The organism is Streptomyces sp. NPDC001513 (genome assembly GCF_042894695.1).
Taxonomy (GTDB): Bacteria; Actinomycetota; Actinomycetes; order Streptomycetales; family Streptomycetaceae; genus Streptomyces.
This window is the reverse complement of sequence record NZ_JBIAVU010000007.1, coordinates 392971-407119: the sequence shown is the minus strand read 5'-3', so window position 1 is coordinate 407119 and position 14149 is coordinate 392971. Positions and strand designations below refer to the sequence as shown.

11 protein-coding genes are annotated in these 14149 nt (G+C 72.5%); 7 read left to right on the top strand and 4 right to left on the bottom strand.

Annotated features, from left to right (window positions below; translation table 11 throughout):
• Window positions 1-85: 85 nt before the first annotated feature.
• Window positions 86-808, bottom strand: coding sequence for a hydrogen peroxide-dependent heme synthase (hemQ, locus tag ACFYZ4_RS18330; protein ID WP_351287497.1), 723 nt, complete (start codon window positions 806-808; stop codon window positions 86-88).
• A gap of 4 nt (window positions 809-812) precedes the next feature.
• Window positions 813-2318, bottom strand: a complete 1506-nt coding sequence (hemG, locus tag ACFYZ4_RS18325; protein ID WP_390784347.1) for a protoporphyrinogen oxidase — start codon at window positions 2316-2318, stop codon at window positions 813-815.
• 138 nt (window positions 2319-2456) lie between these two features.
• On the opposite strand from hemG, the gene ACFYZ4_RS18320 reads away from it, so the two are divergent.
• Complete coding sequence (locus ACFYZ4_RS18320; RefSeq protein WP_390784346.1) at window positions 2457-3527, top strand: DUF4349 domain-containing protein; 1071 nt, start codon at window positions 2457-2459, stop codon at window positions 3525-3527.
• 60 nt (window positions 3528-3587) lie between these two features.
• Window positions 3588-4970 (top strand): FAD-dependent oxidoreductase, encoded by a 1383-nt coding sequence (locus tag ACFYZ4_RS18315; RefSeq protein WP_351287492.1) that lies wholly within the window; start codon window positions 3588-3590, stop codon window positions 4968-4970.
• 72 nt (window positions 4971-5042) lie between these two features.
• Here the strand turns inward: ACFYZ4_RS18315 and hemE are convergent, their stop codons facing one another.
• Entirely contained in the window at window positions 5043-6107 is a 1065-nt protein-coding gene (gene hemE / locus ACFYZ4_RS18310; protein ID WP_351287490.1) for a uroporphyrinogen decarboxylase, read from the bottom strand.
• Between the two features lie 91 nt (window positions 6108-6198).
• Between hemE and ACFYZ4_RS18305 the strand changes: the two genes are divergently transcribed.
• The 3 genes from ACFYZ4_RS18305 (at window position 6199) to ACFYZ4_RS18295 (ending at window position 9203) form a co-directional block, all read left to right on the top strand.
• The gene (locus tag ACFYZ4_RS18305) at window positions 6199-6855 is read left to right on the top strand and encodes a DUF3000 domain-containing protein (protein WP_351287489.1); all 657 of its coding nucleotides are present in this window, start codon (window positions 6199-6201) and stop codon (window positions 6853-6855) included.
• A gap of 251 nt (window positions 6856-7106) precedes the next feature.
• Window positions 7107-7769 carry a response regulator transcription factor gene (locus ACFYZ4_RS18300; RefSeq protein WP_007267191.1) on the top strand — a complete coding sequence of 221 codons (663 nt, stop codon included), beginning with the start codon at window positions 7107-7109 and terminating at the stop codon, window positions 7767-7769.
• A 150-nt stretch (window positions 7770-7919) separates the two neighbouring features.
• Window positions 7920-9203, top strand: a complete 1284-nt coding sequence (locus tag ACFYZ4_RS18295) for a ribonuclease D (RefSeq protein WP_351287488.1) — start codon at window positions 7920-7922, stop codon at window positions 9201-9203.
• 61 nt (window positions 9204-9264) lie between these two features.
• Here the strand turns inward: ACFYZ4_RS18295 and ACFYZ4_RS18290 are convergent, their stop codons facing one another.
• Window positions 9265-10434, bottom strand: coding sequence for an alpha/beta fold hydrolase (locus ACFYZ4_RS18290; protein ID WP_351287486.1), 1170 nt, complete (start codon window positions 10432-10434; stop codon window positions 9265-9267).
• Window positions 10435-10754: 320 nt separating this feature from the next.
• Here ACFYZ4_RS18290 and ACFYZ4_RS18285 point away from each other — a divergent pair, with 320 nt between their 5' ends.
• Both ACFYZ4_RS18285 and ACFYZ4_RS18280 read left to right on the top strand, forming a co-directional pair.
• Window positions 10755-11981: an acetyl-CoA C-acyltransferase gene (locus tag ACFYZ4_RS18285; RefSeq protein WP_351287485.1), complete on the top strand. Its 1227-nt coding sequence runs from the start codon at window positions 10755-10757 to the stop codon at window positions 11979-11981.
• Window positions 11978-14107 (top strand): 3-hydroxyacyl-CoA dehydrogenase NAD-binding domain-containing protein, encoded by a 2130-nt coding sequence (locus tag ACFYZ4_RS18280; protein WP_390784345.1) that lies wholly within the window; start codon window positions 11978-11980, stop codon window positions 14105-14107. The genes ACFYZ4_RS18285 and ACFYZ4_RS18280 overlap by 4 nt, the downstream gene beginning before the upstream one ends.
• Window positions 14108-14149: the final 42 nt, after the last annotated feature.

The window sequence follows — 14149 nt, the reverse complement described above, 5'->3', positions numbered from 1 at the left end:
GTTTCGGGGGCAGGGCCTCCCGATCCACCGGAGGAACTCACCTGACGGTGTGGTCGTCCTCCGGTCCTTCCCCCCAGGGGAGGTATCAGGCGAGCCCGGCCACCAGATCGGCGACGGACTTGCGGCGTCCGGTGTAGAAGGGCACCTCTTCCCGGACGTGCATGCGGGCCTCGGAGGCGCGCAGGTGACGCATGAGGTCGACGATGCGGTACAGCTCGTCCGCCTCGAAGGCCAGCATCCACTCGTAGTCGCCCAGCGAGAAGGAGGCGACGGTGTTGGCGCGGACGTCGGGGTAGCCGCGGGCCATCTTGCCGTGGTCGGCGAGCATGCGGCGACGGTCCTCGTCCGGCAGCAGGTACCAGTCGTAACTGCGCACGAAGGGGTACACGCTGACGTAGTCGCGGGCGACCTCGTCGGCGAGGAAGGCCGGGATGTGCGACTTGTTGAACTCGGCCGGGCGGTGCAGGGCCATGTTCGACCACACCGGCTCCAGCGCGCGGCCCAGCCTGGTGCGGCGGAACAGGTTGTACGCGGTCTGCAGCTCGTCCGCGGTCTCCGCGTGCCACCAGATCATGATGTCGGCGTCGGCGCGCAGGCCGGAGACGTCATAGGTGCCGCGGACGGTGATGTCCTTGGCGGCCAGCTGGTCGAACAGCTCCTGGACCTCGTCGGCGAAACCGGCACGGTCTGCCTCAGGACTGGGGAGGACGTCCTTCAGCTTGAAGACGGACCACAGGGTGTAGCGGATGACCTCGTTGAGGTCCTTCGCCTTCTTCCCCGCGTTGGGAATCTTCTCTGGTGCAGTCATGTTCCTATTGTCCCGTGCGCTGATCAGTGGTCGGCGCCAGGGGTGCCGTCCGCGTACCGAGGGAGGCGAGCACCGCCTCCGCGGCCCGGCCGGCGCTGCCGATACAGGCCGGGATGCCCACCCCGTCGTAGAGCGCGCCGCACACCGCGAGGCCCGGCAGGGCGGCGACGGCGCCGCGGATCCGGGCGACCCTGTCGAGGTGGCCGACCGGGTACTGGGGCAGCCCGCCGTCCCAGCGGGTGACGGTGGAGGCGACCGGGCGGGCGGCGAGGCCCACGGCCTCGCCGAGGTCGGCGAGGGAGACGTCGACGAGCTCGCCGTCCTCGCGCCCCAGGTCGGCCTCGTCGGCGTACCGGCCCACCGAGGTGCGCAGCAGGAAGAGCTCGGGATCCGCCCCGGCCCAGGCCCACTTGTTGCTGGAGAAGGTGGAGGCCTTGATGGTCCGGCCGTCGACGGGCGGTACGAGGAACCCGCTGGCGCCCCCGTCGGCGACGGCGGCGGGCAGGTCGGAGCGCCGGAAGGCCATGGTGACCAGGGCCATCGAGGCGTATTCGACGCCGCGCAGCTCGGCCGCGGCGGTGGGCGCGAGCCCGTCCAGCAGGCGGGCGGCGGGCCCGGCCGGGGTGGCCAGGATCACGCCGTCGGCCTCGATCGCCTCGACGGGCCCTGCGGGCCCGGCGCCGGTCACGATCCGCCAGCCTTCAGCCGTACGCATGACCTCGGTGACGGGCGCGCCCGTGACGATCCGCGCTCCGGCCGCGCGGCAGGCCTCGGCCACGGCGAGCGGGAGCCGGCCGATGCCGCCGTCGATGCCGGCGAAGACCGGACCGGCCTGCTGGGGCTGGGCGGCGGCCCGGCGCTGCAGTTCCCGTACGCCGTCGGACAGCAGCGCGTGCGTGCGTGCGGCCTCGAAGAGCTGGGGCACGGCGGCCCGCATGGAGATGCGGTAGGCGTTGCCCGCGTAGACCCCGCCGAGCAGCGGCTCCACCAGCCGGTCGACGACCTCGTGGCCGAGCCGGGCGGCGACGTACGCGCCGACGGCGACGTCCTCGCCGATCTCGGTGGGCGGCAGTTCGCGTTCGGCCTCGATGCGGGCCAGGCCCTCCGCGGACAGCACCCCGGAGGCGGCGAGCGCCCCCGGGTCGCCCGGGACCCCCATGACGTGCCCGCGCGGCATCGGCCGCAGCGCGCCGCGGGTCCACAGGTGGGCGGTGGCGGTGGCGGGCGGCTGCACGGCCTCGCCGAGGCCCACGGCCCGGGCGAGGTCCACGCCTTCGGGGCGGCGGGCGAGCATGGATTCGGCGCCGAGGTCGACGGGGGCCCCGGCGAGTTCGCCGGCGTACAGCTTGCCGCCGAGGCGCGGTCCGGCCTCCAGCAGCGTGACGCGGGCGCCTTCGGCGAGCAGCCGGTGGGCCGCCGCGAGGCCCGCGATGCCGCCGCCGATGACGACGACGTGGCCGGGGGAGCCCGGCCGGCCCGGCCGATCCGTACGCATGTCCGCTTCGTGCATGGACACATCGTCTCAGACCGATCTCCGAGGCCGGACCGTGACCGCATCGGGACCGGCCCGGGACCCTGCGGGTGAAACCCGCGACGGGACTCTGTACGTCGAAACGGCAACACCAGCCGAACACCGGGGGTTTGCACGATGCGCGCTCCAGACAGACACCGTTCCGCGGCGGCCCTGGCCGCCCTCTCCCTGGCCGGGGCGCTCGCGCTCACCGGGTGCGGCGCGGACGCCGGGGACAAGACGTCCTCGGCCGACCGGGCGGCGGTCGCACCGGCGCCCGCCCAGGATGGCAAGGCCCAGGAGGGGGCGAAGGGCGCGGCGGCTGCTCCGGCCGCGTCCGCGGCTCCGGGCGACAAGAACGCCCCGCCGGCGGCCGCGGTCCGCCCGAACGTGATCCGTACCGCGACGCTCGGCATCGAGACGACGGACGCCCAGAAGGCCCTCGCGGCGGCCCGCGCCGCGGCCGACGGGGCGGGCGGCTACGTCGGCAACGAGTCCACCCGGCGCGGCGAGGACGGCCGGATGACCTCGACGGTGACCCTGCGGGTGCCCGGGGATCGCTACGACGCGGTGCTCGGCGCCATGGAGGGCAGCGGGAAGCTCCTGCACCGCAAGGTCGACGCGCAGGACGTCACCGAGAAGGTCGCCGACATCGGCAGCCGCGTCGCGTCGCAGCAGGCCAGCGTGGCCCGGGTGCGGGAGATGATGGGCAAGGCCACGGCGCTGAGCGAGGTGGTGATGCTGGAGAGCGAGCTGAGCCGGCGCCAGTCCGACCTGGAGTCGCTGCAGGCGCAGCAGGCGGCGTTGAAGGACCAGACCTCGATGGGCACCATCACGCTGGAGGTCTCGGAGCCCGCGCCGAAGCCGCCGGCCGCGGAGAAGAAGAAGGAGAAGGAGCCCACCTTCCTGGGCGCCCTGAGCGGCGGTTGGGAGGTCTTCACCAAGATCGTGCGGTACCTGACGGTGACGGTGGGCGCGCTGCTCCCGTTCGCGCTGACGGCCGCCGTCGTGGCGCTGCTGGTCCGGCTGTACCGGCGGCGGCGCCCGGCCCGCCCGAAGGCGGCCCGGGTCACGGCCCCGGGCACGGCCGCGGCCCGGTTCCCGTTCCCGCAGCGGCCCGCGGCACAGGCCCCCGCGGCCCAGGTTCCCGCGCCCCGGACGCCGGCTCCGGACACCGATGCGGACGCGGGTACCGGCGTGCAGGACTGAACGCGCGTTCGCCCGTAGCGTGTTCACATCCGATGTCGGGGTGAAGGGGCGGTACGGACGATGGCGACGGAACGACTGGTGGTGGTCGGCGGTGACGCGGCGGGGATGTCCGCCGCGTCACAGGCCCGCAGGCTCAAGGGCCCGGAGGAGCTGGAGATCGTCGCCTTCGAGCGCGGGCACTTCACCTCGTACTCCGCGTGCGGCATCCCGTACTGGGTGGGCGGCCGGGTCGCCGAGCGCGACGACCTGATCGCCCGCACCCCCGAGGAGCACCGGGCGCGGGGCATCGACCTGCGCACCCGCACGGAGGTCGTGGAGCTGGACCTGCCCGGATCCCGGGTCCGCGCCCGCGATCTGGACAGCGGATCCGAATCCTGGACGGGCTACGACAAGCTCGTCCTGGCCACGGGCGCCCGCCCCGTCCGCCCCCGGCTCCCCGGCATCGGCGCGCACGGGGTCCACGGGATCCAGACCCTGGACGACGGCCAGCGCCTGATGGACACCCTGCGGCGCACCGAGGGCCGCCGGGCGGTCGTGGTCGGCGCGGGCTACATCGGCGTGGAGATGGCGGAGGCCCTGGTGGAGCGGGGCTACGAGGTGACCGTGCTGCACCGGGGCGCGCAGCCGATGGCCACGCTGGACCCGGACATGGGCGGCCTGGTGCACACCGCGATGAACCGCATGGGGATCCGTACGGTCGCCGGCGCCGAGGTCACGAAGATCCTCACGGACGAGCAGGGCCGGGCCCGGGCGGTGGCCACGGCCGCGGGCGAGGAGTACGAGGCGGACGTGGTCGTGCTCGGCATCGGCGTGGAGCCCCGTACGGCCCTCGCCCGCGCCGCGGGCCTGCCGCTCGGCCCGTCGGGCGGCATCCTCACGGACCTCTCGATGCGGGTGCGGGGCCACGAGGACATCTGGTCGGGCGGCGACTGCGTGGAGGTCCTGGACCTGGTCGCGGGCCGTACCCGGCACATCCCGCTGGGCACGCACGCCAACAAGCACGGGCAGGTCATCGGCTCGGGCGTGGGCGGCGGCTACGCGACCTTCCCCGGGGTCGTCGGCACGGCGGTCAGCAAGGTGTGCGACCTGGAGATCGCGCGTACGGGGCTGCGCGAGCGGGACGCCCTGGAGGCGGGCCTGCGCTTCGTGACGGCCACGATCACCTCCACCAACACGGCGGGGTACTACCCGGGCGCGGCGGAGATGACGGTGAAGATGCTGGCGGAACGCCGTACGGGCCGCCTGCTGGGCGTCCAGATCGTCGGCGGCGCCGGGGCCGCGAAGCGGGTGGACGTCGCGGCGGTCGCCCTGACGGCGGGCATGACGGTGGACCAGGTGGTATCGCTGGACCTGGGCTACGCGCCCCCGTTCTCCCCGGTCTGGGACCCGGTCCTGGTAGCGGCCCGGAAGGCCGTCTCGGCGGTCCGCTCGGCGGGGGTCTAGCCCGCATCTCCGTCGGACATGCGAAACGTCGGCCCGTGCCGTGCACGAGCCGACGTTTCGGTCCTGCTCGGGTCAGACGGCCGTCTTGGTGTGGACGTAGTCCACCAGGCGGGTCAGCGCGTCGGGGTCGGTCGTCGGGAGGACGCCGTGGCCCAGGTTGAAGACGTGGCCCTCCAGGCCGGCCGCGGCCGCGAGGACCTCGTCCGTCTTGGCCTCGACCGCCTCCGGCGTGGAGAAGAGCACCGCCGGGTCCAGGTTGCCCTGGAGCGCCTTGCCGGGGCCCACGCGGCGGACGGCCTCGTCCAGCGAGACCCGGTAGTCGACGCCCATGACGTCGGCGCCGGCCTCGCCCATGAGGCCGAGGAGCTCGCCCGTGCCCACGCCGAAGTGGATCCGCGGGACCCCGTACGAGGCGACGGACTCCAGGACCTTCGCGGACGCGGGCATCACCGAGCGGCGGTAGTCCGCCGGGGCGAGCGCGCCGACCCAGGAGTCGAAGAGCTGGACGGCGGAGACGCCGGCCTCGATCTGGACCTTCAGGAAGGCGGAGGTGATCTCCGCGAGGCGGTCCAGCAGGTCGGCCCACAGCTCCGGGTCCCCGTACATGAGGGCCTTGGTGTGCTCGTGGTTCTTCGAGGGGCCGCCCTCGACGAGGTAGCTCGCAAGGGTGAAAGGCGCGCCCGCGAATCCGATCAACGGCGTGGCACCCAGTTCACCCGTGAGCATGCCGATCGCCTCGGTGACGTACGAGACGTCCTCGGGGGTGAGGTCGCGCAGCTGTGCGAGGTCCTCGCGGCGGCGGATCGGCTGGGCGACGACCGGGCCGACGCCCGGCTTGATGTCCAGGTCGACGCCGATGGCCTTCAGCGGGACCACGATGTCCGAGAAGAAGATCGCCGCGTCGACCTTGTGGCGCCGCACCGGCTGCAGGGTGATCTCGGTGACCAGGTCGGGCCGCATGCAGGACTCCAGCATCTGCGTGCCCTCGCGCAGCTTGCGGTACTCCGGGAGCGAGCGCCCGGCCTGCCGCATGAACCACACCGGGGTGTGCGGCACCGGCTCGCGCCGGCACGCCTTCAGGAAGGCGGAATCGTACGTCTGACTCGGCTGGCCCGTGGGGCGTTCGTTGGCGCTCACGACCCAAATCTTCGCACGTATGAAGAAGTGCCCGACCCGGCGCGGGTGTCCCTGCGCCGTACGGCCGCACATACCGCCTAGTCTTCCCCGCATGGCTGCGGCTCAGGGACGATTTTCAGATGGCGCTGACGGTACGGACAGCGCGAAGGAGAGCTCCGTCCCGCTCCCGTTCCGCCGGGCGGTCGACGGCTTGAAGAAGGCGCGGCTGCGCCCGGGCATCGAGATCGACCCGACGAAACCGCCCCAGAGACTGGCGCCGCACGCCTACGCGCTGGAGGCCGCGGTGGTGGACGGTGAGGACGATCTCGCCGACGGGCGGCTGATCCTGCTCCACGATCCGGCCGGGCACGACGCCTGGCACGGGACCTTCCGGCTGGTGACGCTCGTACGGGCGGAGCTGGAGCCCGAGATGGCCGCGGACCCGCTCCTCCCCGAGGTGTGCTGGTCCTGGCTGACGGGTGCGCTGGACGCGCGCGGGCTGACGTACGGGGAGGCGAGCGGGACCGTGACCATGGCCGGCTCGCACTACTTCGGCGGGCTCGCGGAGCGGCGCCCGGCCACGCAGATCGAGATCAGAGCCTCGTGGACGCCCCGCGAGGGGGTGGGCGGGGTGCCGGACACCTCGGCGCACCTGTCGGCGTGGTGCGAGCTGCTGTGCCAGATCGCGGGACTGCCGCCGACGGGTCCGACGGACACCGTCACGGGTGTCGTCTCCCTGCCACAGCGGCGCGGTCCGCACCACCCGTAGCCGCAGGGCTGTACGGCCGCCTCCGCCGACCACCTCGCGCCGTGGGTGTCGGAAGGCGGCGTCCGATGCGGGCTTCTGATCACCCGATGATCGATCGTGCGTCCGAATTGCCCGAATTGTTACTCACCAAATCGTGATCATTCCCTAAAGCCGGGCGGGTGACGTGCCGAAGGAGTCAGTGACCATCCGTACGGTTCGCACCGGCTTCCTTCCCCGAGCCGGCCGTCCCGCCACTCCCCCAGGAGGCCTAGGTGTCCGTTCTTCTCGAGCAGCCCGCAAGCCTGGTCGCCTACCGCCCGAACAAGCCGACGGCCATGGTCGTCGTGGCCGACCCGCGCGTCCGCTCCACCGTGACCCGCCATCTGTGGGCCCTCGGAGTACGTGACGTGATCGAGGCGTCGTCCATCGCGGAGGCCCGCCCCCGCGTCGGCAGCCCGCGCGACATCTGCGTGGCCGACGTACACCTGCCCGACGGTTCCGGTCTCACCCTGCTCTCCGAGACCCGCGCCGCCGGCTGGCCCAACGGCCTGGCCCTGTCCGCCGCCGACGACATCGGCGCCGTGCGCAACGCCCTCGCGGGCGGAGTGAAGGGCTACGTCGTCACCGGTACGCGGACCAACATCGGGCTCCCCACCCGCCCTGGCGCCGCCCCCATCGGCGCCGCGGCCGCCCGTATGCACCGCCGCCCCCCGGGTGCCCCGAGCCACCCGGGCGGCTACCGCGAGCTCTCCGGCCGCGAGGTCGAGGTCCTGCGCCTCGTCGCGGAGGGCCAGTCCAACAAGGCCATCGGCGTCTCGATGGGCCTGTCCGCCCTGACCGTCAAGTCCCACCTCGCCCGGATCGCCCGCAAGCTGGGCACCGGTGACCGTGCCGGAATGGTCGCCGTCGCGCTGCGCACCGGGATCATCCACTGAGCGCGGGGCGGAACTCCCGGATACCGACCCCCGGACCCGGTCCGGGGGAACCTCCCGGGATACCCCCGGAAAACTCCCCGCATACTGCTCGCGCCCGTCGCCGGAACGTTCCGGCGACGGGCGCGTCGTATACACGGATACCCTTGACCGGTGACCGACGCCCAAGAGACCGCAGCAGACCTGCGCACCACCACCGGGGGCGGCCCCCCGGACGACGTCGTTGTTCCGCCCGGTGGGCTGCCGATTCCGTTGCTGGAGCCCCGTGAGGGGATCCCGCCGGTGGTCGCCGACGCGGACGCCCTCGCCGAAGTGGTCGCGGCCTTCGCCGCGGGCACCGGCCCCGTCGCCGTCGACGCCGAGCGAGCCTCCGGATACCGCTACGGCCAGCGCGCCTACCTGGTGCAGCTGCGCCGCGAGGGTGCGGGGTCCGCGCTGATCGACCCCGTGGGCTGCCCCGACCTGTCCTCGCTGGGCGAGGCCCTGTCCGGCACCGAGTGGATCCTGCACGCCGCCACCCAGGACCTGCCCTGCCTGCGGGAAATAGGCATGGTGCCCACCTCCCTCTTCGACACCGAGCTGGCCGGCCGCCTCGCCGGCTTCCCCCGGGTCGGACTCGGCGCGATGGTCGAGAGCGTGCTCGGCTACGCGCTGGAGAAGGGCCACTCCGCCGTCGACTGGTCCACCCGCCCGCTCCCCGAGCCGTGGCTGCGCTACGCCGCTCTGGACGTGGAGCTGCTGGTGGACCTGCGGGACGCGCTGGAGAAGGAGCTGGACCGGCAGGGCAAGCTGGAGTGGGCCCACCAGGAGTTCGACGCCATCGCCTCCGCCCCGCCCGCGCCGCCCCGCAAGGACCCCTGGCGCCGTACGTCGGGCATGCACAAGGTGCGCCGGCGCCGTCAGATGGCGGTCGTACGGGAGCTGTGGGAGTCCCGGGACCGGATCGCACAGCGGCGCGACGTGTCACCCGGCAAGGTGCTGGGCGACGCCGCGATCGTCGAGGCCGCGCTGGCCCTGCCCGCGAACGTGCAGACCCTGTCCGCCCTGCCCGGCTACGGGCAGCGGATGGGCCGGCGCCAGCTGGACCAGTGGATGGCCGCCGTGGACCGGGCGAAGGCCCTGCCCGAGAGCGAGCTGCCGCAGCCGGGGGCGACCCCGGCCGGTCCGCCGCCGCCGCGCTCCTGGGTGGACAAGGACCCGGCCGCTGCGGCCCGGCTGTCGGCGGCCCGCGCCGCCGTCTCGGCGCTCGCGGAGGCGCTGAACCTGCCCCAGGAGAACCTGATCACCCCGGACACGGTCCGCCGGCTGTGCTGGGAGCCGCCGCAGCGGCTCGACGCGGACACGGTGGCACAGGCCCTGGCCGGCTACGGCGCCCGCGCCTGGCAGATCGAACAGGTGACGCCGGTCCTGGTCCCGGCCCTGGCGGCCACGGCCTGACCCGCCCCGACGCGGTGGAACCCCCCGGTCCGGCCCCTCGGCTCGGCGCCGGGGGGCCTCGTCAGACCGTGTCCGTGTAGGCGCCGTCCTCGTCCACGTAGAAGCTGCCCTTCTCCAGGTCGTCGACCTTGGTGTGCTTGAGCCACCGCTTGGACAGCCGGTGCAGGACCTTGTGCTGGCGCTCCCAGACCATGGAGTGTCCGGCGCCGGCCACCCGGAACATCAGCTTGCGGACGCCGGGGATCGCGTCGTAGAACGCCGGGACGGAGAAGGTGGGCGAGTTCGCCGTCTGGTCGTGCTCCCCGTAGACGATCATCACCGGGACCTGTTCACCGAGCACGCCGCCGATCGGGACGGTGTCCTTGTTCCAGCCCCACCAGTAGGAGTTGCGGAACCGCAGGACGCCCTCGGGCGACCCGGCGACCGGGCCGCCCCAGGTCCGGCCGACCGGGTCGATGTCCATGCACTCCTTCCACACCGCCTCGACCATGCCGGCCGCCCGCTGCTTCTTGCCGTGCACCTCCTTGTCCCAGGCGCTTTCCAGACCCGTCCGGCTCGTCAGGTTCATCGGGAAGCCGAACAGGGACGGCGGCTCGGACACGGGAAACATCGGGACGGGCGCGCCGAAGCCGTGGGGCGGTACGCCGGCCCGGCCGTCGGGCGGATAGATCGGCGCCAGGAGGAGCAGGCTCTCCACCTTCCCGGGGTGCTGGATCGCGTACGGCCCGAACACGAAGGCGGCGGCCGACTGGCCGACGAGGGACACCTTGGCCACGCCCCGCAGGCTCCTGATGAACTCGACGACCGTGTCGACCTCGCCCCACTCGCTCTCCGAGTTGCCCAGCTCGTGCGGGTAGGGCGGCGGGCTGGCGTCCGGCAGCGGGTTCGGGATCAGGATGGCCTGGTGCAGCGGGTTGGCGTTGCGGGGCTTGTCCATCTCCGGCCGCGGCGACAGGCCGGATCCGGTGAGCTCCATGAGGAAGACGTCGAATCCCGCGTCGGCCAGGAACCGCGCCCAGCTGTACTTGCCTCCGTCGTGCTGGAGGTCGAAGGCCACGACCGACGGAACGCTCCGGCCGTGCAGCATCAGAACGGCCTTGCGCTGCGCGTTGGCGCCCGTCGGGGTGCCGTCGTATTCGCGCACGAACAGCTTGACGGCCTGCCCCTTGTTGGCGGGGACGGTCGAAGTGTGCGGGACCTGGTGGTTCACGGCCGGGGTGGTGGGGGGCATCTCTGGCATCCGATCCGTCGACTCAGCCGGAGGAGGGACGCTCCGGCCGGGTCAGGATCGGGACGGTCCGGGGGAAATGCCACGACCACGGCCGGGCACCCACCACACGTGACCTGAACGGGTTGGCCCGCCGGGTCCGATCGGACGGGGGCGCGCGATCGCGCCGATGCGGGCGGAGTGTGACCTTCACCGCTCCTGGGGGAGGGGGTGTCCACAATGGTTACCCGCAAGTAGCATGGTCGGGTGAGCGGGCGCTCAGCAACGCATGCCGAACGCCCCCGCGCGCAGCAGTGCACACCCGCACCTGGAGGAGAGCCAACGTGCCTCGTACCGTCAGGGACGTCGTCTTCGTCGACGGCGTCCGCACCCCGTTCGGCAAGGCGGGCCCGAAGGGCATCTACAACGGGACCCGCGCCGACGACCTCGTCGTGAAGGCGATCCGGGAGCTGCTGCGCCGCAACCCGGACCTGGACCCCGCGAAGATCGACGAGGTCGCCATCGCCGCGACCACGCAGATCGGCGACCAGGGCCTCACGCTGGGCCGTACGGCCGGCATCCTCGCGGGCCTCCCGCAGTCCGTACCGGGCTACTCCATCGACCGCATGTGCGCCGGCGCGCTGACCGCCGTGACCGCCGTCGCGGGCGGTGTGGCCTTCGGTGCGTACGACGTCGCCCTCGCCGGCGGTGTCGAGCACATGGGCCGCCACCCCATGGGCGAGGGCGTGGACCCGAACCCGCGCTTCGTCTCCGAGAAGCTGGTCGACGAGTCCGCCCTGTTCATGGGCATGACCGCCGAGAACCTGCACGACCGGTACCCGACGATCACCAAGCTCCGCGCCGACGAGTACGCCGTGCGCTCGCAGGAGAAGGCCGCCAAGGCGTACGCCGACGGCAAGATCCAGCAGGACCTGGTCCCGATCTCGGTGCGCAACACCAACGAGGCGGCCGGTGAGACGGGCTGGGGCCTGGTCACCACCGACGAGCCGATGCGCCCGGGCACCACGCTGGAGAACCTGGCCGGCCTGAAGACCCCGTTCCGTACGCACGGCCGGGTCACCGCGGGCAACGCCGCCGGTCTCAACGACGGTGCCACCGCCGCGATCATCGCGTCCGAGGACTTCGCCCGCGAGAACAACCTCCCGGTCAAGATGCGCCTCGTGTCGTACTCCTTCGCCGGTGTCGAGCCGGAGGTCATGGGCTACGGCCCGATCCCGGCCACCGAGAAGGCCCTCGCCCAGGCCGGCCTGTCCATCGAGGACATAGGCCTGTTCGAGGTCAACGAGGCGTTCGCCGTGCAGGTGCTCGCCTTCCTGGAGCACTACGGCATCGCCGACGACGACGCCCGCGTGAACCAGTACGGCGGCGCCATCGCCTTCGGTCACCCGCTCGCCTCCTCGGGCGTGCGCCTGATGACGCAGCTGGCCCGTCAGTTCGAGGAGCAGCCGCACGTCCGCTACGGCCTGACCACCATGTGCGTCGGCTTCGGCATGGGCGCCACGGTCATCTGGGAGAACCCGCACTTCACCGCCGAGGGAGACGCCAAGTGAGCACCACCGCCGAGCTCCTGAAGGGTGCGGCCGAGCTGTTCCCGGACGAGGTCGTCACCGCCGCGCACGTCCGCCACCTGGACCTGCCGTTCGGCGCCGGGCGCTTCGCGCTCGTCACGCTGGACAACGGTTTCGACCACACCAAGCCGACCACCTTCGGTCCGCAGTCCCTCGCCAACCTGAACGCGGCGATCGACCAGGTCGAGCAGGAGGCCATCGCCGGCTCCATCGTCGGCGCGGGCATCACCGGCAAGCCGTTCATCTTCGCGGTCGGCGCCGACCTCAAGGGCGTCGAGCTGCTGAAGAAGCACGACGAGGCGCTCGCCATCGGCAAGGGCGGCCACGACGTCTTCAAGCGCCTCTCCGCGCTCGCGGTCCCGACCTTCGCCTACTACAACGGCGCGGCGATGGGCGGCGGCGTCGAGGTCGGCCTGCACTGCACCTACCGCACCGTCTCGAAGGCCATCCCGGCCTTCTCGCTGCCCGAGGTCTTCCTCGGCCTGGTTCCCGGCTGGGGCGGCTGCGCCATCCTGCCGAACCTGATCGGCGCCGAGCGCGCGGTCTCGGTGATCATCGAGAACTCGCTCAACCAGAACAAGCAGCTGCGCGGCAAGCAGGTCTTCGACCTGGGCATCGCGGACGCGCTGTTCGAGGGCGCGGACTTCCTGGAGCAGTCGCTCCTGTGGACCGCGAACGTCCTGAACGGCACCACCGAGGTCGTCCGCGACGAGATCGACCGCGGCGAGGCCTGGGACGCGGCCGTCGCCAAGGGCCGCTTCATCGCGGACTCCAAGGTGCACGGCGCCGCTCCGGCCGCCTACCGCGCGCTGGACATCATCGCCGCGGCCAAGTCGGGCGACCTCCAGGCCGGCTTCGACGCCGAGGACACGGCCCTGGCCGACCTCATCATGGGCGGCGAGCTGCGCTCGGGCATCTACGCCTTCAACCTGGTCCAGAAGCGCGCCAAGCGCCCGGCCGGTGCCCCGGACAAGTCCCTGGCCCGTCCGGTCAGCAAGGTCGGCGTCGTCGGCGCGGGCCTGATGGCCTCGCAGCTGGCGCTGCTCTTCCTGCGCCGCCTGGAGGTGCCGGTGGTCCTCACCGACATCGACCAGGAGCGCGTGGACAAGGGTGTGGGCTACGTCCACGCCGAGATCCAGAAGCTGCTCGGCAAGGGCCGCATCAACCAGGACAAGGCCAACCGCCTGACCGCCCTGGTGACCGGTGTGCTCGACAAGGCCGAGGGCTTCGCGGACGCGGACTTCATCATCGAGGCCGTGTTCGAGGAGATGTCCGTCAAGCAGAAGGTGTTCGCGGAGGTCGAGGCGGTCGCCCCGGCGCACGCGATCCTCGCCACCAACACCTCCTCGCTGTCGGTGTCGGAGATGGCCTCGAAGCTGCGGCACCCGGAGCGCGTGGTCGGCTTCCACTTCTTCAACCCCGTCGCGATCCTCCCGCTGCTGGAGATCGTCCGCGGCGAGCAGACCGACGACGCCTCGCTGGCCACGGCCTTCGGTGTCGCCAAGAAGCTGAAGAAGACCGCGGTCCTCACCAAGGACGCCCCGGCGTTCGTCGTGAACCGCATCCTGACCCGCTTCATGGGCGAGATCCAGAACGTCATCGACGAGGGCACCCCGGTCGTCACGGCGGAGAAGGCCATCGAGCCGCTCGGCCTGCCGATGTCCCCGCTGGTGCTCCTGGAGCTCGTGGGCCCGGCGATCGGTCTGCACGTCTCCGAGACCCTGAACCGCGCCTTCCCGGAGCGCTTCACCGTCTCCCCGAACCTCGCGGCCGTCGTCAAGGCCGGCAAGCGCGGCTTCTACGTCTACGATTCCGGCAAGCCGGAGCTGGACCCCGAGGTCGCCGCCCTCCTGGTACAGGGCGACTCCGTCCTGACCGAGGAGCAGGTCCGCGACCGCGTCCTGGACGCGGTGGCGCAGGAGATCGGCCTGATGCTGGAGGAGGGTGTCGTGGCCGAGGCCCAGGACATCGACCTCTGCCTCATCACCGGTGCCGGCTGGCCCTTCCACCTGGGCGGCATCACGCCGTACCTGGACCGTGAAGGCGTCTCGGAGCGCGTGAACGGCAAGAAGTTCCTCGCTCCCGGCCTGGCGAGCGTCCCGGCCTAGTCCGGGTCGCAGACGGGCGTTCCACGGCCTGGCCCGCCCCCT